Origin of the sequence: Pseudoalteromonas sp. 120-MNA-CIBAN-0494 (assembly GCF_040308885.1) — a bacterium.
GTDB classification, from domain to species: Bacteria; Pseudomonadota; Gammaproteobacteria; order Enterobacterales; family Alteromonadaceae; genus Pseudoalteromonas; species Pseudoalteromonas nigrifaciens.
Window position 1 is genome coordinate 1 of the sequence record NZ_JBEOOE010000046.1, and the last position, 20308, is coordinate 20308.

Sequence of the window (20308 nt, forward strand, 5' to 3'; positions counted from 1 at the left end):
TGCCAGCCTGAGCCCGATATCGACAGCTTGTTACCCTGGAATTTTAAAACATAGGTGTAGTTCGCTAGACGCTCACCTTGTAAGAGGTTTTAGAAGTCTAAAGTGATCTAGTATCACAATGCTTAAACCGTTGACGACAAGAATCCCCTTGATTTATCAAGGGGTGCTTCAAAGATCAGATATTTAGTTACTCCATAGTGTTTTTAAAGCTTAATTCTTTTTAATAGTAGCTTAATAGAGTAATTAGTCTTGATTATTAACTATTTCACCAATGAGTTAGTAAGATGTTGATCCAATTAACTCGTTAGAATCGTCATTAACTTATTCACATATCCACAGTACCTATTAATTCTATTAAATCTATTAAAACTATAAGATCTATAAGAACTATAGGTGTCTGTAAGTTATTGTTATTAAAAGATAAAAATACAATAGCAGATCATATATTTGGTGTTTCGGATCATATATTTGGTGTTTTAGATCATATATTTGGTGTTTCGGATCATATATTTGGTGTTTAGATTACATATATTTGGTGTTTAGATTACATATATTTGGTGTTCTTTTTTAGAATAAGGTTCTGACGACATACACTATTTTTATAGTATATGTCTCATTGCTAGCATGCAAAATGATAGATTAAGCTCTTTTTTAATATATTTAACACAATTCTGAGGTTGAAAGTTTGTATTTGTGTATATGCGTAACATATTTTTGGTGTTGAGAGCTTGTATCTTTGTATGTACGTAACATATTTTTGGTGTTGAGAGCTTGTATCTTTGTATGTACGTAACATATTTTTGGTGTTGAGAGCTTATATCTTTGCATGTACGCAACATATTTTTGGTGTTGAGAGCTTGTACCTTTGTATGTACATAACATATTCTTGGTGTTTTATTTATTTGTAGGGCTATATTCGTCGTATTTTATGGGAAGTTATTAAAAATAGGTCTACATTACATATTTTTGGTGTTATTGAGAGCACATACCAAAAATATGTAATATGCTTTTTAATATGGAATATCTAAATTATCTATAGTCAGTTTATTCGCAATATCTATTTCTTCTTTGCTGGATGCTTGTTCTGCGCGGTTATTACGCCTTTCAATCAAGGTTGTAGCTATTTTATTAGATAGCTTCTCATTACCAGTGTAATTGTATGCAGAAAGTAACAGTTTAAGTTCTGCAGTTGATAATTTTTTACCATTGCCTTCAGACTTTAATTGCTGCCTTTTAAGCTCTAGCTTTTTAATAGTTGTAATAGCATCGCGTTCATTAAATTCCTCAATATTGCCTTTTGTTATCCAACTCATAAGGAATTTGATAGCTATATACATTCTAATAACATTTACACTTCATAAGCTCAAGTGCTGAATAAATACACCAGCCCATATTAAAGTTGCGATGATAACGCTCACCATCACAGCCAAAGAGCCTAAGTCTTTCGCTAAACCTGACAGCGGATGAATTTCCGCGCCAATTCTATCGACTACTGCCTCAATAGCGGTATTGAAGATTTCTGCCAACAATACGAATAATAAAGCGCACCAAAGAATCACGTACTCAAAAAGTGAAAATGGAAAGAATAAACAGCCCACAACGAGAAGAACTGACAGCCAGAATTCTTGTTTAAACGCTGCTTCATTTGCTATCAGCCATTTAAACGCTCTGAGTGAATGCCCCGCTGCTAGGTATATTCGTTTTATTCCCGTCGGCTTTTGCTTAGTACCCATTGATTGGCTCCTGTTGGCTATTCTTAGCATTAGGTTTGGAATTAGGAAAGTGTAAGGTACGAAACACTACCGCGGCTATCAAACAAATGATTAACCATGACAACGTCATCGTTGTTAGTGTGTGACTTAAAAAATGGTCACCTATCGCCATCTTATAACTCCCCATAATCCAGCCAGTAGAAACAGCAAACGCTATCGCAATACATTGGTATTTCGGACGATAAAACAAAAAGAATAATGACATTAAGGCAAAACCACCGCTGGCATGACCCGCAGGAAAGCACTTGTACTTTTTAGTTGACTCAAACGATTCAGGCATTAATTCAAACGCCTTAACATAAGGGACATCGCCGCCATATAGTTCAAGCTGCGCAGGACAAGCACCATTGGTTGTTGCTTTTAAACCGCCGATGACTGACGGCACTAACATCAAAGAGAAAATAACCACTAATAATCGCTTTTGAAAGTGCTTAGAGTACTTGCGTCTACAAGCGATAACGTAAAAAGCAATGAGCGACAGTGCCAACAAAATAATGCTGTATTTAGGCAACAAGTAAAAAATAAAACGATAAGGCTCTTCATATTTATCAATTAACCACGTTTGGTTGGATGCATTGAATAACAAATTTTGAAGCCAAATATCGCTATTTGTTGTTTCAAATAAAAAAGCAATAAGCGTTAATGCATACATTGAATAAAGCAGGTGTTTACTCAAGTTCAAAACAATTCTCCATTTGCAAGGTGTTCCCTACTACCACTTCTATGGTCGAGTGGTGAATACCGTATTGAGCTGCGAGCAAATCTTTAATTGGCTTAAGATCTTGGAATTGTTCCATCGTTTTTAAGTTAACACTGGTTTCTAAATACACTTCGCTATCATCTAATTGCCACACATGAATGTGTCTTACTTTTTCAACATTCTCCATTGATTCGATATCCTTACAAATCTTATCGATATCGATATCAACGGGGACCGCTTGCATTAAAATACGAATACTTTGCTTAGCTAAAATAATACCGTGGTACACCACATAAACCGAGATAAGTATGGTTGCCAATAAATCGACAACATACCATTGATATAAAATGATCAAACTACCCGCAACAATGACAACGACAGAAGCAAAGGCATCAGATAAATTATGAATAAATGCCGCTCTGAGATTCAAGTTATTCTTCGCGCCTGCTTGATAAGTCAACCACGCGGTTATGGAATCAATCACTAAGGCTATTGTCGCAATCCAAACAACAATCCAACCATCAATAGGTTGAGGGTTAAAGTACTTCTCAACTGCGGCATAAATGAGATATATACCAAGAATAATAAGGGTAGTACTGTTGATTAATGCCCCGATAATTTCAGCCCGTTTAAAACCAAAAGTCATTTGGCTATTAGCGGGTTTTCTTGCAATTTTTCTCGCAACAATCGCAATAACGATAGCGCCTGCATCACTGAGGTTATGAAGCGCATCAGCAATCAAGGATAAACTACCTGATAAAACCCCGCCGATAACTTGGGCCACAGTAAGTAAAATATTGATAAATACTGCCATGCTTAATTTTCCGTCATGGTTATGTGCATGGCTGTGCGTATGGTTATTATTTGACATTTACTCTTCCTCTTGCATAACAAATAGTGGTGATGGCGCTTTTTCAGGCAATGACATATCTGTGCTGATATTTAACGCATGTAGTAAAGAAAAAGAAAAAGCATCGTGAGAACTTTCTTTTTTACTTTGTTTGACCGTACTTTCCATATCAACGTGTGATGAAGAGCCGAACCAAGCAATTAAAGGTACATGAGTCTGTTCTTCAGGCGCCAGCATGTAAGGCATACCATGTAAGTAGAGTCCGTTCTTACCTAACGATTCACCATGATCGCCAATATAAAACATGGCAGTTTCAAAGTTGGTATTGTTCTCTTCTAATAAATTAATGGTTTCATTGATAAAGTAATCGGTATAGAGAATGGCATTATCATACGCATTAACAATTTCGCTAGTTTCACAGGCGGAGAGTTCGCTTGTTTGACAGGCAGGAGTGAACTTCTCAAAGTCTTTGGGGTATCGTTTGTAATATGCCGGGCCGTGGTTGCCCATTTGATGAAGCACTATGAGTACACTACCTTCTTGATCATCAATATACCCCTGTAAACCGTCTAACATACCAATGTCACGACACTCTATATCGCACACTGAATTTAGCTCAGGTGATTTGAAATTTTGGTATTCGACACGATCTGCGACGCCTTTTGAACTAGAGTTATTGTCTCGCCAAAGGACACTTACCCCGGCTTTGGAAATAACATCTAATACGTTTTGTGTTCGCCGTGCTTTTTTATTATCAAATGACTCTCGGTTATCGAATGAAAACATACAAGGGACCGAAATCGCGGTTGATGTGCCACAAGCATAGAATTTATCAAAACTAATTAAATCATCTCTTTGAGCTAATAATGGTGTAGTTTCTCGTTTATAGCCATTTATAGAAAGATTACCCGCATGGACAGTTTCACCGACAATGACAATGTAGAGTTTTTTATGCGACTCTTTATCAATATCATTGGCAGAGTTTACTACCATTAAAAATTCGTTATTTTCTTGCTGTTCAAGCACGTCCTTGAGGAAAAATCCCGTAGAGTAAATGGGATAGATAGGATTTAAGTAAAATCTTAATGGCTTGTGTTCTCTAAAGAAATTAGTGAATTGAGCACTAAAAATATAAAGTGAAACAGTAATTACACCAAGTGCCATGATGGTATTACTTATTTGTAGCCAACAGTTTTTTGTCCATGACGATTTATCTATTTTGACCATAAAAAGGCAAGCTATAGGTACTATGGCTAACAACAAAACAGTTAAAAAATACTCAAATGACAGTAAGTCAGTTGCTTCATCGATATTCGTTTCAGCAATGTTTTGAATCATTACATTATCAATGATGGTGCCAAAGCTATCGGTATAATAACCAGCCATGGCAGATAAGAGTAAAAGACTGCTCAGTACTATTCGAACGGGAATGATAATACTGAAAAATGACACAATAATGGTTAATACACTCATTACCACAAGAGTCAGCGCGATAATAAAACCTTGATTATCTTGCCACGGGTATACCGAATTAACTTGTTCAAAAAATGTAGAATTGCCCGTCACTATAATAAATAGCACGGTGGCGATAATAAGGAGGTTTGGCGAATAATTGAAAAACGACAGCTTTTTCATCATTATTCCCTAAATTTAGGATGCAAAAATTCGAAGCTAATAAAAGCCTACTATTGAATCTCTGCATCGAGTGAAAATGACTGGCTAAGCCCTGCTTTTGACAAGAGCTTAGCTAGTAGCGATTTATAGTGCTATCAAATTAGTTACTTACTTTATTAATTTGTAAGTTAATGAGTAAGTCACTAAGTTATCTAGCGCGTTAGTCTCTAAGATCTTTGATTTTGGCTTTTGAGAACCAAGCATATAAAACCGGTAACACAAACAAGGTGAGTAACGTTGCAGTAACCAAACCGCCAACAATAACACTCGCCAGTGGTCGTTGAATTTCAGCGCCAACTCCATTGGACATCAGCATTGGAATTAAACCTAACGCAGAAGTAATGGCGGTCATTAATACTGGACGTAAACGAGATACTGCCCCATCAAAAACAGCTTTTGAGGTGTCTATACCATCTTTTACCAGCTGGTTAATGCTTTCTACCATGACTACACCATTAAGCACGGCGACACCAAACAAAGTGATAAAGCCGACTGAACTTGGCACTGACAAGTATTGACCTGAAATATACAGTGAGAAAATACCACCTATAACGGCCAAGGGTACATTCACTAAAATAAGCATCGCTTGACCAACAGAGCCAAAGGCGAAATAAAGTAGCAAGGCAATTAGTGCCAATGATAGAGGCACTACCACTGATAGTCGCTGCTGCGCACGTTGTTGGTTTTCAAATTGACCACCAATCACTACAGAATAACCTGCAGGTAAATCTACTTTGCTATCAATAACTGCACGAATGTCGCTAACAACACTTCCCATGTCTCGACCTTGAACATTGGCTTGAATTACCACGCGTCGCTGTACATCATCACGTCGCACTTGTGGTGGGCCAGATTCAAAACTGACGGTAGCAATATCGCCTAAACGTACCCAAGCACCCGTAGGTGATTGTATTCTCAGATCTGCAATAGCTTCTTGGTTATCACGGTATTTTTCTTCAATGCGAACATAAATATCATAACGTTCATTACCATTGATTATTTGGCCAGCGCTAACGCCACCGATACCGTTTTTAACCACTTCCATGACATCGCCAACTGACAAACCAAAACGTGACAATTGCTGTCTTTTCGGTTTAATCACTAACTGTGCTTCACCAGCGATTTGCTCTAAGGCTACATCTCTTGCGCCATCAATTTGTTTGATTGCCGCTTCAATTTCTTGACCTTTGCTCGCCAACATATCTAATTCTGGTCCAAACAATTTAATGGCAAGTTGCGCTTTAACTCCTGACAGTAATTCATCTACACGAGTCGCTATGGGCTGTGAAAAGTTAAGTAATAACCCTGGGAATTGCTCAAGTTTCTCTTCCATTAAACCTTGTAATTCAACGCGATTTTTGGCACTTGTCCATTCTGAAACAGGTTTTAAGCCAATGTAAATTTCGATGTTATTAACTGGTTCAGGATCACCGCCGATTTCAGCACGTCCAATTCGACTTAGGGTATATTCAACTTCGGGGAACTCCATTAACTTTTCTTCAAGAATTGGAGCAACCGACAAGGCTGTTTCTAAACTTGCTGATGGCGCTAATGTTGCTCTTAGGTTAATGGTACCCTCTTCTAATTCTGGTACAAATTCAGTCCCTATTTGAGGTATTAAAGATGCTGCACCCACAAGTAACAATAATGAAGCAATAATAACTACTTTCGTGTGTTTCATCGCGGCTTTGAGGCCTTTTCGATAAAGCTTATCTAATGGTTTTAAGACAAAACTTTCTCTTTCTTTAACGCCTTTATTAAACATAAAGGTTGCTAAGGCTGGAACCACAAACAGTGCCACTAAAATAGCCGAAATAACCGCTAAAATAATACTGATAGCCATCGGCTGGAACAATTTAGCTTCCACTCCTTCAAAGCTAAATAACGGTGTAAATACCACTAAAATAATAGAGGCAGCAAAAAATACCGGGCGTGCAACTTCTTTTCCTGCTTCTTTTAATCGTAGAGGAATGCCTTCTTTATCATGTTCTACATCGTGGGGATCAGCATCTGTGCCTAACGTTCTCGCTTGCGCACTTTTGTAATGTGTTGAATCAGGTCTATTAAGGTGTTTGAACATGTTTTCAACCATCACAACAGAGCCATCAACCAACATACCAATAGCAACAGCGATACCACCTAACGACATTAAGTTTGCCGATAAACCTATCCAAGACATCACCATTAAGGCGATAGCGATTGAAATAGGAATTGAAATTAACACTAAAAAGGTTGCGCGTAAGTTCATTAAAAACAGAGCAAGTACGATAGCGATAAATATAAATGCCAGCGCTAATGCTTGCACTACAGTATCAACTGCTTTAGTAATTAAATCTGCCTGATCGTAGAAAGGTTCAAAACGTACGCCTTCAGGTAGTGCTTGGTTGATCATTGGAATACGTGCACTTATACCGTCGATTGTCGCTTTAGTATTTGCGCCCATACGTTTCAATACGATACCTGAAACCACTTCACCTAAGTTTTCAATGTTACCCTGTGCATCTCTGCGCGTCATAGTAACTGCGCCTTGGCGTATTTCACTACCCAGCGAAACCTTGGCTACATCTTCGATAGTCACCACAGTACCATCAACCGTTTTAACCGGTACTTGTCTAATATCAGCTAAACCTGCTTCGCCACTATTAAACCAACCTGTGCCACGAATAACTAATTGCTCTTGTCCACGGTTCATGTACCAACCGCCAACATTGGCATTGTTGTTATCGAGTGCAGTAACAATATCGTCTTGCGTTAACTCATATGATAATAATTTACTTGGCTCAATGTTGACTTGATACTGTCTGACGTTGCCGCCAAAAGATAAGACGTCGGTAACACCATCTACCGGCATAACCAATAACTTTACTATCCAATCGTTCAAGCTCCTTAAGGTCATAGAATCATAACCAGAATCTTTATCTGCAATTAACAAATACTGAAAAACTTGACCCAAACCTGAGGTGTTAGGTCCCATTGCTGGTGTGCCCACGCCTTGCGGAATTAACTCTTTTGCCGCTTGTAAACGCTCAAATACTAACTGGCGAGCAAAGTAGATGTCTGTGCCTCCTTTAAAGACAACAGTAACACCCGATAAACCCGTTTTTGAAATAGAGCGTACTTGCTCTACATCAGGCAACGCATACATTACTGCTTCAATGGGATAGGTTATTAACTGCTCTACTTCTTCAGCGGCTAAGCCCGGTGCTTCAGTATTAACCGCTACCTGAACATTGGTTACATCAGGAAAAGCATCTAAATTTAGTTTTGGGATCACCATAACAGAGCCTGCCATAGTAGCAATTAGGGCGATAATTACTAAGAGTCGATTATTGATCGACCAATCAATCATTTTATTAAACATAATCTTATTCCCCTAGTGGCCGTGCGGATCAAATCCGCCTTTTGCTATTTCTGACGCAACAAAAAAGGCACCTTTTGTTACCAAACGGGTATTAGGCTCAATACCGATAATTTGACGGTAATTGCCTAATGGCTGACCTAATTCAACTTCAACGGCTTTAAATTCACCAGAATGGTCTTCAACAAATACCGTCCAATCACCATCGGCACCACGCATTAATGCTGTTTCTGGTACTGCCATTACAGGGCTTTGCGTATCAAACTGAAAATTTACATTAACAAACATGCCTGAATGCAAACTGTCATCAGTATTTTCAACCGACAGTCTAACGATTCGGGTACGCGTACTTGGATCAATGGTATGTGCTTCTTGAATGACCTTGGCAACATGCACTTGCCCGGCAAACTCAACTTTTGCAATGGTGCCAATAGGAAGACTTAATTTTTTATTTGGCGAAACACGCGCTTCAACCCATAAGTCTTTTTCATCAGCCAATACCATGATTTTTTCACCGGCAGGCACACGTTGTCCTTGAGAGAAATCATCACTTAAAACCACACCAGAGCGCTGAGCGACTAAGGTATATTCACCAAGATTTGATGAGTTGTTTTTTACAATATCTTTAATGGCTGCTTTGGTTAAACCAAAGGCAGTTAATCGACCATAAGCTGAAATGTAATCTGTTTCACTGGCTAATAGGCGGCTTTCACTGACGGTGCCAAGGCCCAATTTTTTAGTTCGTTGCCACTCACTGTAAGCAACACGATATTGTGCTTGTGCTTCGGCCATTGATTCACTAAATAAGGTAACTAAAGACTGACCCTTAGTCACATGTTCACCTAAAATAGCATGACGACTGATCACTACCGATTCAGTACGTGAAGAGACAATGTAACTGGTATAACCGTTCGCTTTTATTTCTCCTGGTGCATAGATACTTTTAGCAAAAATTGCCGGCTTTAAGTTAGTCACTTTGATATTGGCGAGTGCCATTTTTTCTGGACTAAAACTTATGCCTTCTTCATGTTCTTCTTCAGCTGTTTCTTTACTCGCTGTTTCACTACCATGGTCATGACCGTCATCAGATTTCTCCTCCGCAGCATGGTCGTCTTTGCTTTCATCACTACCATGTTCATGACCACTTTCGTCATGCACTTCTTCACTTTCAGAGTCATGATCATGGTCAGTTTTTAATACGATGGATTGCTCTACTGCTGGCGTTTTTTCTAGAGCGGCATCGTTATATGATAATGCCGTAGTTGACACGACAGCTAAGCCAGTAAATAAACTACTTAGGGTAATGAGTTTTATTTTTTTCACTATTTTATGAGATGTTTTATCAGTTATTTTATTTTTCATTTTTAATTCCAAATTCTGTAACAATTCACGCTCATCAAGTCGCGTAAAGTGATATAATAGGTTTAGTTTAATAGCTTAGTTGCCGCATTTAATTGGCCTACATCGAGTAGCCATTGCACTTCGCTTATTTTGAACTGGGCTTGTAATTCAATGCCCGCGTATAAACCTTCCGCTCTTTGTTGTAATGCCAATAAATAATCCGAGGTATTTAAATCACCTACTTGCCATTGTTTTTGCAATAACTGCGCGCTGTGTTCGCCGCGTCCTTGCATTAACTGTTGCCAACGGCCAAGGTATTTTTTATTAGAGATTAGTGAGGCAGTACTTGCCTGTATCAAATACTTTTGCTTACGCATTACTGAACGAAAATTTGCTTCTGCGGCGATAGCTTGTTGGTTTTGTGCTTTGGCATTAGCTTGGTAATCATTACGAATATTTAACGGCATAGAAAAAGTAACTCCGACAACATTATCGACATCATTTTTTCCGGCACTAATTCCAATGGTAGGATCGGCTTTGGTTTCAAGCATGGCATATTGAGCTTTACTTTTTTGCATTTGCCACAGTGCTTGAGAGGCTAATACTTGCGGGTGCTGCGTTAACCACTGCTCAGCTACTTGAAAGTTTGTAACGCCTAAGCCCTGCTCTGGATATGCTTGTGTATCAGGACGCCAATCAGGCAACAACTCATTAACCTTGGCTTGAGCTTGTGTTAACTGTGCTTGTATTTGGGCCGTTTTATTAAGCATTTGCGACAAATTCAAGAAAGTTAACTCAGCATCAACCTGACCAAGATCGCCAGCTTTCTGCCTTTTAGTTACAATTTTAAGCAAGGTTTCTAACTGTTGCTCTTGTTCAAAAGCAAGTGACGACTTATCCATGGCAAGTTGCCAATTAATAAGTGCTTTTAAGGCTTGTGCTTTTTTCTGCTCTATCGCATAAGTGAATTGTTTACTGGCCGCCGTTAATATTTTATCGCCGATAGCAGCATTAACAGCCTGCTTATCCCACAAGTCAATCGTTTGGCTAATACCAATATTGTAATTATTTCCGTCACCTTCACGCTCGTAACCTGTCGATAGTTCTGGGTTGTAAAGTGGTAACTTACTGCCCTGTGCTTTGGAAAATTCAGCATTCATGAGTTCACGTGCTGAGACAATATCAGGGTGTTTATTGATTTGCCGATCGAGCCAGTCACTCGATAGCGTTGGCTTAGCAAAAGCGAAGCTACTAACAGATAAACTTGCTGAAAAGCCGATAAATAATGCGATTCCAGTAGATTTTGCTGAGAAAAATTTCATAATAATCTCTTAATTTAATAATAAAATGCCGCAACTAAACCAACTAGGCTACATTAAGCGCTAGTTAAGAATAAATTTGTTACGAATATAGCTTTAAAACTAAATTAAACGATTGGGGGGCGTATAGGTTCTTCAGTGAATATTTTATCTACATGATCAGCATAAAAATATTGATTTGTAATAATAAGTTTAGGGGTCTGTAGTGTAGATTTATTACTGGCAACCCACTGTGTGTGAGTGCCTTGACAGTGACCACAATGATGGCAATCTTTAATATTATGTTCAGTGTCAGATGATTCATCGAAAAGTTCAATATCATCACTATCATGGGAATGTTCTGTTTGAATATGTAGAGAGTCAATCTGATGACTTTCATTTGAATTAGCCACAGAAGCAAACGACTGCAATGCAATCGATAGTACTACTAACAAACTAATCCAAGTATTTTTCATTTTTACTCTAACATCAAAATTTTAAAAAACATGGTAGTCAAGAAACCCACTCAAGTCAATCAAATTAAGTAGTTTATACAGGACAATCCACGGCAAGATCATTATAAATTGAACTTCTAGAACAAGTAGCGATCAGATCAAGGCATTATAATCACCTTGGTCACTTAATATGAGCGCTACTTTTCTGAAACACTTTGATTCAATTACCGATCCTCGCATTGAACGCTGTAAAAAGCATGAACTTATCGATATTCTCCTCTTAGCCATTAGTGCTGTACTCTCCGGCGCAGAAGGATGGGAGGATATTGAAGATTTTGGGCATCTAAAACTTGATTGGTTAAAAAAATATGGCGCTTTCAAAGAGGGTATCCCAAGACACGACACCATTGCCCGTGTCATTTGTCGGTTAAAATCAGATGAAATAGAGCATTCATTTCAATCTTGGATATCATCACTTATTGAAACCACTGGTGCTGATATCATTGCCATTGATGGAAAAACAGCACGTCGTTCATTTACAACCAAAGATAGAAAAAGTGCCTTACATACCGTCAGCGCATGGAGCTGCCAACACCAATTAGGGGTTTTGCGCCCATCCCCTCGAAATTAACCTTAGTCTAAATTTTTAAGCTTTTTTCTAACTCTAATTACCGTACTTCGACTAACTCCAACTGCTTCAGCCGTTTTATTAATACTAAATCCAGCTTCAGTAAACGAGGCAATCCTATCATGAGCCTCTAAATCAGGCTGACGACCGTGATAAAGTCCCTTTTGCTGTGCTTTTACAATACCTTCTTTTTGCTTACGTTCACGTTCTCGATATTCTTTATATGCACTGGCCGCTAATATTTCTAACAGCATATTATTAATAGCACTAAGTATTGATCTCATAAAATCATCACTTGGAAAACTGCCAAATGTTAAATGACTGGTTGGTAGATCTAAACTAACAACACTAATTCCTTTTTCATTTATTGAGGCTACAAGAGTTTTCCAATCATCAGGGCTTAGCCTTGTTAAACGATCGATTGATTCAACTAACAAAACATCACCGGACTCTGATTCATCCAATAAACGAATTAGCTCTGGTCTATCTAAAGAATTACCAGATTTATTTTCTATATAAAAAGAAGCAATTCGTTTGCTGAAGCCAGAAACGAATTTTTTTAATGAGCTTTTTGCTCTATTTGCATCTTGCTCAGAAGTTGATGCTCGTAAATATGCTCTTATGAACATTTTTGCCTAATTAGGTCTATTTAGATGGTGTCATATCATATAGGTTTATTTAAGTGGTGTCATTACGTAATTGCCTGTGATATATTAACAGTATCTTTAGGGTGTACTCATGTAGAACTGCATGTAATAACACTAATTTGGACTTTGATAATGAAAAAGGATAAACCATACATTGTTGTGGTTTAATATTGTTGTAACAACGGTAACTTTACTTATTTAATAGAAGAAAAAACAAAATCAATTAGCGATGTTTAAACTGGTATTCATTGATGGTCACTTTAATTAGATATAAAGTAAGTAAACAAAAAGTCAGTAAGGTAATTGATAACGTGTCTAAACGAACCATAAGTATGTTGGCTAAAGAACTGAGTGTAAATGTCGAAACAATTCGCTTTTATGAACGCAAAGGCTTAATTAAACAACCACCAAAGCCTATGCAGGGCTATAGACATTACCCGAAAGAAACGGTAAATAGAATACATTTTATCAAGCGTTCTCAAGAATTAGGTTTTACGCTAAATGAGATTGAAGGGTTACTTGCGTTAAACGATAGTCCATGTAGTAAAGTACAAGAATTAGCTAATAAAAAACTGATCGCAGTACAAAAAAAGATGGCTGACTTGTTGTTATTAGAACACGCTTTGGAAGAACATTTAGGACAATGCCAAAATAATGATGACGATAGCCACTGCCCAATAATTGATTCGTTGCAACCGAAGTAAATGATTCACTTAACTACCATTTCCCACTAAAACAGCATATCCAATTTTACTTCTGCGCCTTAATTCAAGTTAGCTTATTCCCCGTATCTGTCGTAGCAGATTATCAAAGATAAATTTTTTATAAATCACCCTTGACTCCGTACTTAGGTACATGCAATACACTTGCATTATCACTTAATGAGGTATCTATATGAATCAAAAAGAATCAAACCTTCCAATGATAGGAGGCATCATAGCAGCATTAGGCGCAGGCGTATGCTGTGTAGGTCCTTTGCTCCTGTTATTACTTGGGGTAAGTGGCTCATGGATTGGTAATTTAACTGCATTTGAACCCTATAGGCCATTATTTATCGCATTTGTAGTGTTGTTGTTTGGTTACTCAGGTTGGAAAATTTACCGTCCTGTAGAAGAGTGTGAGCCGGGAACGGCCTGTGCAATTCCTAAGAAACAGCAACAACGAAAAGTAATTTTCTGGCTGAGCGTTATAGTTGCGACAATTTTAGTGACCAGTAATTATTGGATACTTTTGTTTGCTTAATATACAGATCAAGAAATTTATAACATTTTAAAATTTGGAGCTAATTATGAAAAAATTATTATTAACCGCACTGCTTTCACTTTCTAGTTTTGGTGCTTTTGCTGAAGTAAAAACAGTTACACTGGAAGTGCCAACGATGAACTGTGCGACATGTCCAATCACAGTTAAAAAGTCATTAGAAAATGTTGATGGCGTTGAAAATGCGAAAGTTACCTACAAGCCTAAGCTAGCTGTTGTTTCTTTTGATGACACTAAAACCAACATCAATGCATTAATTGCAGCGACTACCAACGCTGGCTACCCTTCAAATTTAAAAAGTGAAAATAAGTAATGTTTAGCCCCTTAGAACTAGTTACGCGTATCGGAGATAAAGCAGGCTCTATAGGTGCACTTGTTTCGGCAATGGGATGCGCCATGTGTTTTCCCGCGATAGCTAGTCTTGGTGCGGCAATTGGGATGGGATTTCTTAGTCAGTGGGAAGGGGTATTTATCAATACGTTGTTACCACTGTTTGCAGTATTAGCGCTGGCAATGAATATCTTAGGCTGGTTTAGCCATCGTCAATGGCACCGTAGTTTTATCGGTTCAATTGGCCCCATTTTGGTTTTACTCTCTTTATACCCTTGGTTCCAGTACGGGTGGAGTTCATACGTTACTTATACGGGGCTAGGACTAATGGTTGCTGTATCAATTTGGGACATGGTTTCTCCTGCGAATAAACGCTGTGATGATGAAACTTGTACCGCTTAACTTTTTAAGAGGAATAAAATATGTCAACGAATAGTTGTTGCTCGTCAAATGACATCCAGCCAGAACAATTACATGTAGCCATTATTGGTAGTGGTTCAGGGGCCTTTGCCAGTGCGATTAAAGCAGCAGAAGGCGGAGCAAGAGTTACTATCATTGAAGGAGCCGATGTAATCGGAGGTTGCTGTGTAAATGTCGGCTGTGTTCCTTCAAAAATATTGATCCGTGCTGCGCAATTAGCGCATCAGCAACGTACTAACCCGTTTGATGGTTTAGAAAATATTCAGCCACAACTTAGCCGCTCCTTATTAGCACATCAGCAAAACGCTCGCGTCGAAGAACTACGCGATGCTAAATATCAACGTATTTTAGAGAGTAATCCCGCGCTATCTTTACTTAAAGGTTATGCACGTTTTAAAAATCAAAATACCTTGCTAGTTCACAAGTCTGATGGTAGTGAAGAAGAGCTGGTTGCAGATCGCATTTTAATTGCAACAGGCTCTACACCAAGCATTCCGCCAATTAAGGGTTTAGTTGATACACCTTATTGGACATCAACAGAAGCCTTATTTGCAGAAGAGTTACCGAGTAGTCTAGTTGTCATCGGCTCCTCCGTTGTTGCTCTGGAAATTGCGCAAGCTTATGCCCGTTTAGGTAGCCGTGTGACAATTCTAGCCAGACATACCCTTTTATATGCTGAAGATCCGTTATTAGGTGAAAAACTGGCAGAGTGCTTTGAAAAAGAAGGTATTAGGGTACTTAATAATACGCAAGCAAGTCATGTTTCTTATGATAGCAATGGTTTTTCATTGGAAACTAACGAAGGAACATTAATCGCTGAAAAATTGCTTATCTCTACGGGTCGCCATGCAAATACTGGAAAGCTTGGTTTAGAAAATGTTGGTGTTGAAACAGATAAAAGTGGTGCCATTGTTGTTAATAGTATGATGGAAACATCAACAGCTAACATTTATGCCGCTGGAGATTGCTCCAATATGCCACAATTTGTTTATGTTGCTGCTGCTGCCGGAAGTAGGGCTGGAATTAATATGACAGGTGGAAATGCGCAACTCGACTTATCTACCATGCCTGCTGTTATATTCACCGACCCACAAGTTGCTACGGTAGGTCTAACCGAAGTACAAGCTTCAGCGGTAGGAATAAATACGATAAGTCGTGTACTTGATATGGAAAACGTACCAAGAGCTTTAGCAAATTTTGAAACGGATGGTTTTATCAAGTTGGTAGCTGAAGAATCCACGGGAAAACTGATAGGCGCACAAATTTTAGCCCATGAAGGCGGAGAACTGATTCAAAGTGCGGCTCTTGCTATTCATAATAAAATGACAGTCGAAGAATTGGCAGGTCTACTATTTCCGTATTTGACGATGGTTGAAGGATTGAAGTTATGCGCTCAAACCTTTAGCAAAGACGTTAAAGAGCTATCTTGCTGCGCAGGGTAATCATTTAACGGTAATGTACTTACAGAAATGTTAATGGAGTGCCAATTGATTGAATGTAATCAAGATATCTTAAGGCATTCCATTAACAACACAAATTGGAAGCATGCTAAATCATGATTAAATCTAAGGTTGAAAACATTCCTGTTGGTGAAGTCAGTTTTTTGACAGAGATACCTGACATCAATAAGTTCATTAGTAGTGATGATGATGCGTTGGATTTTCCTTTGAGTATTTCTCAACTGGCACTAGCTGCACAAACATCTGTCCATACGGTAAGAAATTATGTTCTTGAGAACTTAGTACACTGCGAAGAAAAAACTAAGTCAGGCCATTCACTTTACGGCTTATGTGCATTAAAGAGATTAAAGTTCATTCGAGCAGCAAGGGCGGCAGGTCTTCTTGTAGTTGATATCAAGCCATTACTAATGGCAATAGATGCAGGAGAAAGAAAAGTTCCTGAAGACATCCAAAAGCTGCTACTTACTAAAATCGAGCATAGAAAAGTATTTTTAAATCTAGTAACAAACCAAATTGAAGAGTTTTGCAATTAGAACAATTATAGAACAGTTCATGGCTCGACTAAAAACTTGTTAGCTTATCTGTTTTCTATCAATGTTAGCTTGTATATATCAAGCATATAGAATATCAACACCTCCAATTTTTAATGGCACTTTGATGCGCAGTACCTTTTGAATTAGAAATACAAACAGATGGCATTCTTTAACTTATTGATTCTACATCACTAAGTAAACCAGCTAAGTCGATTTCTTTGCGGTCTTTATTAAAGGCATATTCCCCATTTAGATTAATGTGTTGCCAAGCAACAGGTGAAAGCCGAGAAATAACATCAACCACATCTTGCCTACCGTTCCTCTCTTGGATTTGTAAAAATGCCGATAGTAACGCGGAATTATAATAAATAATGCAATTTGAAATGAGTCGAGCACAATCGTTCCATTGTGATACTTGGTAATCATTCCCCCCACGAAATTTATTGCCATTAACTGAAGTAATAGCACGTTTTAACTGATGGTATGCTTCACCTCTGTTCAAGGCTTGCTGGACGTAATGACGCAACGTTGAATTATCAACATACTCCAAAACATAAATAGATTTAATTAAACGGTCGTACTCATGCAATGCTGACAATCTTCGGCTCTTGCCGTTACTCAACTTTCTAATGATTGTGCTTTGAGTGGTGGTTTTACGACTCAATGAACAAACAATATGCTGAATATTGTCCCATTCTTCAGCAATTAGCTTATGATTAATATCTTTCTTTAATTGAATACGGCCTCCGTTCTCTTCAGTCACTTCAAATAGCTCAAAAAACACCTTTTTCATTTTCGCGTATCGAGGGGCGAATGTGTAACCAAAGAAATCTAATATAGTGAAGTTAACATTATTGGTACCATGCGTATCGGTCGATAAGGTATTAGGCTGTATATCTGAAGAGTTGTTATAGAGTAAGTCAAAAGCAAAGTGACCTTCATATTCGTTAGCGCCAATGACTTGCGTACTCACCGGAACATGATTAGAAACCAATGTTAATGCTGAAACACCTTTACCTTTGGAGAAGTACTTAGACGAATACCGAGCCTTAAACGTATTTATGCGACACTCAAATTTTTGACCATCAATGCTTGAAAACAACTGATTATCGTCCACATGGTAATAGGCAAATATTGGCAACGTGGCTATAGCATTAGAAACCTGATCATTAGACGTTTTGAGTGTTTCATATCTGACATAACTATCATCTACACTGCGTAATTTACCCATTGAACGGTCAGAGATATTCGCCATTTTATATAGGCCGTAATTGGTGCCGTTTGCCAATATACAGGCGATCAGATCTTCTTTATTTACTGGTGATTTTTCTTTAGTTGCTGATATGTGTGTAAATGAATTTAAGTAACCTGTCTTTTGATCAACAAACAACATGAGTTCAACGATACCCATGTGTTGAATTTGATTGTAGAGCGGGTTTTCAATTGTTTGTTGCCAACGGCTGTTAGGAATTGACCACTTGAGTTCGGCTTTGCCAGGAATAAACTCAACATACTTATTATCACCACTAAAGATATGCTCGCTTGCTTCCTTCAGCTTAACTTCTAATTGTTGGCTCTTATCTGCGAGTGTTTGGTTAATCGGTGTTGCCAGCTTATCAAGGCCAGTGTTTTCAATGATTGTCTCTTTTTGCTGCCATTCTTTAGGTTGTATAAGATCTGACGTTAAACTACGGTTATTAACGCTTTCTTTCACCGTTAAGCTATTACTGTGAAATAATTGTTCGGCTTTACGATAAAGGAAATACTCAAATCGATTAGCAATTAATTTGGTATTTTCTCCCTCTAAATACTCTCGGTCATGTTTAGGTACCACATCGATGTTAATGGTTTGGATAGCCTTTAATTCACTAAGTTCAGAATGTGCCATAACATACTGCTCATGGAGTTCATCCTTTAAATGAATGAACTCAATATCGATAGACATAAATAATGAGCGGATAAGTTTTTTAATTTTACTGGATTGTTTATCAATAAATTGCCATTCGTACTGACGGCCATCAAAGTCGTTATTATCTAAGTGATCACTTAACAGTTTAATACTGTCAGCAGGGATCAATTCAAAGGCTTTTTTACGTACATCACCAAAGCTTAAATCATCGTCCATATCGGTATCGATGAAGTACTTTAATAAACTACCAGCGGATTTTAATTTGGTTCTTACAATGGTTACATCTTCAACAATACGCTGCTTTGCATAGCCTTTAGCTGATTCGGTTAACTTCCTTACCAAGTAAATAAATGCAGCAACAAGATTGTCGTTAGTCTCTCGGTACCTGAAGAACAAGTAACAAACGAGATATAAAATAGTTTGGCTATCTGCGTGTTTTCTAAGCTTATAAACGGACTTGTGCTTTACCAGTGAAGCATAGTATTCAAGATTTTTAGGTGATAGCTCCAGTTCAGCAATCAGTGACTTAATTTCTGGATAAAGCGAGCGTATAATTTTATGCGTCTTCAGCTCTTGGGTGATTTGGCTCGTTGAAAAGTCCTTAGCCATTTTCTTTAACTTGGCTAAGTCAGTAAAGGTATTATTTGACTCAAGTAATTTAAGTAATGTTTTTCTGGTACCTGAAGACAAACTATCAAGCAGCACCATTTCAATTCGGTTACGCTCATTTGATAATACCGTAGAAATAGTGTCTTGCAGCGTTGTATAACCAGCTAGCGCTATTCTGTTTTGACCAAAATAAGCAATACATTCATCAAAAACATACCTTGGTTCAAGGTTGATTTTTACAACATCGTTAAGCCTTTTTAATAGCGGCTCTTTATCTAACTTGCTTTGGTATGCTGTAAACCCTGTATATTTTAATAACTTATTAATCAGCTTAGTTTTTGTTGTTGGTGATAAATCCTCAAGAGACATATCTTTATCGCTGAAATACTTGGATCTTACATAATCTAAATCATTACTGACTTGAGTAAATGAGAAATTAAATACTATTGGCCGTGACCTAAAGTAACCAAGCAGTAAGATAAAATACACTCTGGTTTCAATACGTCTTAATTCGTTGACGAGCCTTTGAGTTTCACTATCTAACGAAAAATAATCATCACGATCTTTACGGTTAAAATTGGGTAAGGCATAGAGTTCGTTGATTTCTGATTCGCTGAGAATTTGTATACGCTTGGTGTTTGATGAAGAAATAGTGGTAAGCCTTTCTTGTTATTTTTAATCAGCATACCTTAATCAATGAGGTTAATGTTTACCAGTCAACTGCTTAACATTACCATAAAGCCGATTTAAGCGACTAAAGTGGTAAACTTTTCATAAGATAGTTTACCACTGTGTATTATTACTTAAGAATACTAATGCCGATTTCGAGGGGATGGGCTAAATAATACAAACTGTGTTATTCAAGGGGTGAAGTCCAATGGTACGAAAAGTTACTCTAAGCGTGAAAATTCAAGCTAAGGTTAATTTCGAGGGGATGGGCGCAAAACCCCTAGATATGTCTATCATGGAAGTAAAAACGCTAATGGGCAGTCGTTCGAGGCCAGATCAGAGCTGTTCAAATATCAATACGTTAATAGCTAAGCATTTATCAGACGTCATTATTC

17 protein-coding genes and 1 pseudogene are annotated in these 20308 nt (G+C 37.9%); 7 read left to right on the forward strand and 11 right to left on the reverse strand.

Features of this window, described 5'->3' with window-relative positions:
* Positions 1 to 1010 precede the first annotated feature (1010 nt).
* The 9 genes from AAEY55_RS16805 to AAEY55_RS16845 form a co-directional block, all read right to left on the reverse strand.
* Positions 1011 to 1313: a hypothetical protein gene (locus tag AAEY55_RS16805; protein ID WP_008467353.1), complete on the reverse strand. Its 303-nt coding sequence runs from the start codon at positions 1311 to 1313 to the stop codon at positions 1011 to 1013.
* Positions 1314 to 1355: 42 nt separating this feature from the next.
* Positions 1356 to 1733, reverse strand: a complete 378-nt coding sequence (locus AAEY55_RS16810) for a diacylglycerol kinase (RefSeq protein WP_010554758.1) — start codon at positions 1731 to 1733, stop codon at positions 1356 to 1358.
* Positions 1723 to 2454 carry a phosphatase PAP2 family protein gene (locus AAEY55_RS16815; RefSeq protein WP_002962876.1) on the reverse strand — a complete coding sequence of 244 codons (732 nt, stop codon included), beginning with the start codon at positions 2452 to 2454 and terminating at the stop codon, positions 1723 to 1725. The genes AAEY55_RS16810 and AAEY55_RS16815 overlap by 11 nt, the downstream gene beginning before the upstream one ends.
* Complete coding sequence (locus tag AAEY55_RS16820) at positions 2441 to 3343, reverse strand: cation diffusion facilitator family transporter (protein WP_002962881.1); 903 nt, start codon at positions 3341 to 3343, stop codon at positions 2441 to 2443. The genes AAEY55_RS16815 and AAEY55_RS16820 overlap by 14 nt, the downstream gene beginning before the upstream one ends.
* The gene (locus AAEY55_RS16825; RefSeq protein ID WP_229816631.1) at positions 3344 to 4960 is read right to left on the reverse strand and encodes a phosphoethanolamine transferase; all 1617 of its coding nucleotides are present in this window, start codon (positions 4958 to 4960) and stop codon (positions 3344 to 3346) included. It lies immediately after the preceding gene.
* A 196-nt stretch (positions 4961 to 5156) separates the two neighbouring features.
* On the reverse strand, positions 5157 to 8357 hold the full coding sequence (locus tag AAEY55_RS16830; RefSeq protein ID WP_010554759.1) for an efflux RND transporter permease subunit: 3201 nt from the start codon (positions 8355 to 8357) through the stop codon (positions 5157 to 5159).
* A 12-nt stretch (positions 8358 to 8369) separates the two neighbouring features.
* Positions 8370 to 9716: an efflux RND transporter periplasmic adaptor subunit gene (locus AAEY55_RS16835; RefSeq protein ID WP_008467342.1), complete on the reverse strand. Its 1347-nt coding sequence runs from the start codon at positions 9714 to 9716 to the stop codon at positions 8370 to 8372.
* A gap of 62 nt (positions 9717 to 9778) precedes the next feature.
* Positions 9779 to 11017 (reverse strand): TolC family protein, encoded by a 1239-nt coding sequence (locus tag AAEY55_RS16840; RefSeq protein WP_008467341.1) that lies wholly within the window; start codon positions 11015 to 11017, stop codon positions 9779 to 9781.
* A gap of 104 nt (positions 11018 to 11121) precedes the next feature.
* Positions 11122 to 11469, reverse strand: coding sequence for a hypothetical protein (locus tag AAEY55_RS16845; RefSeq protein ID WP_010554760.1), 348 nt, complete (start codon positions 11467 to 11469; stop codon positions 11122 to 11124).
* A 169-nt stretch (positions 11470 to 11638) separates the two neighbouring features.
* Here AAEY55_RS16845 and AAEY55_RS16850 point away from each other — a divergent pair.
* Positions 11639 to 12049 (forward strand): annotated as a pseudogene (locus AAEY55_RS16850) (ISAs1 family transposase); the annotation flags it as partial.
* A 32-nt stretch (positions 12050 to 12081) separates the two neighbouring features.
* On the opposite strand, the gene AAEY55_RS16855 reads toward AAEY55_RS16850, so the two are convergent.
* Positions 12082 to 12705, reverse strand: a complete 624-nt coding sequence (locus tag AAEY55_RS16855) for a recombinase family protein (protein WP_008467336.1) — start codon at positions 12703 to 12705, stop codon at positions 12082 to 12084.
* 269 nt (positions 12706 to 12974) lie between these two features.
* On the opposite strand from AAEY55_RS16855, the gene merR reads away from it, so the two are divergent.
* The 6 genes from merR to AAEY55_RS16885 all read left to right on the forward strand — a co-directional run bounded on the left by merR (position 12975) and on the right by AAEY55_RS16885 (position 16726).
* On the forward strand, positions 12975 to 13427 hold the full coding sequence (gene merR / locus AAEY55_RS16860; RefSeq protein ID WP_008110844.1) for an Hg(II)-responsive transcriptional regulator: 453 nt from the start codon (positions 12975 to 12977) through the stop codon (positions 13425 to 13427).
* Between the two features lie 190 nt (positions 13428 to 13617).
* Entirely contained in the window at positions 13618 to 13965 is a 348-nt protein-coding gene (locus tag AAEY55_RS16865) for a mercuric transporter MerT family protein (RefSeq protein WP_008467333.1), read from the forward strand.
* Positions 13966 to 14011: 46 nt separating this feature from the next.
* A complete protein-coding gene (gene merP / locus AAEY55_RS16870; protein ID WP_008110847.1) occupies positions 14012 to 14296 on the forward strand; it encodes a mercury resistance system periplasmic binding protein MerP in 285 nt (94 codons plus the stop codon).
* Positions 14296 to 14715, forward strand: a complete 420-nt coding sequence (merC, locus tag AAEY55_RS16875; RefSeq protein WP_008467331.1) for an organomercurial transporter MerC — start codon at positions 14296 to 14298, stop codon at positions 14713 to 14715. The genes merP and merC overlap by 1 nt, the downstream gene beginning before the upstream one ends.
* A 20-nt stretch (positions 14716 to 14735) precedes the next feature.
* Positions 14736 to 16175 (forward strand): mercury(II) reductase, encoded by a 1440-nt coding sequence (gene merA, locus AAEY55_RS16880; protein ID WP_010554761.1) that lies wholly within the window; start codon positions 14736 to 14738, stop codon positions 16173 to 16175.
* A gap of 113 nt (positions 16176 to 16288) precedes the next feature.
* Positions 16289 to 16726 carry a MerR family transcriptional regulator gene (locus AAEY55_RS16885; RefSeq protein WP_008110853.1) on the forward strand — a complete coding sequence of 146 codons (438 nt, stop codon included), beginning with the start codon at positions 16289 to 16291 and terminating at the stop codon, positions 16724 to 16726.
* 169 nt (positions 16727 to 16895) lie between these two features.
* Here AAEY55_RS16885 and AAEY55_RS16890 read toward each other — a convergent pair whose 3' ends face one another.
* On the reverse strand, positions 16896 to 19895 hold the full coding sequence (locus AAEY55_RS16890) for a Tn3 family transposase (RefSeq protein WP_084201255.1): 3000 nt from the start codon (positions 19893 to 19895) through the stop codon (positions 16896 to 16898).
* Positions 19896 to 20308 lie beyond the last annotated feature (413 nt).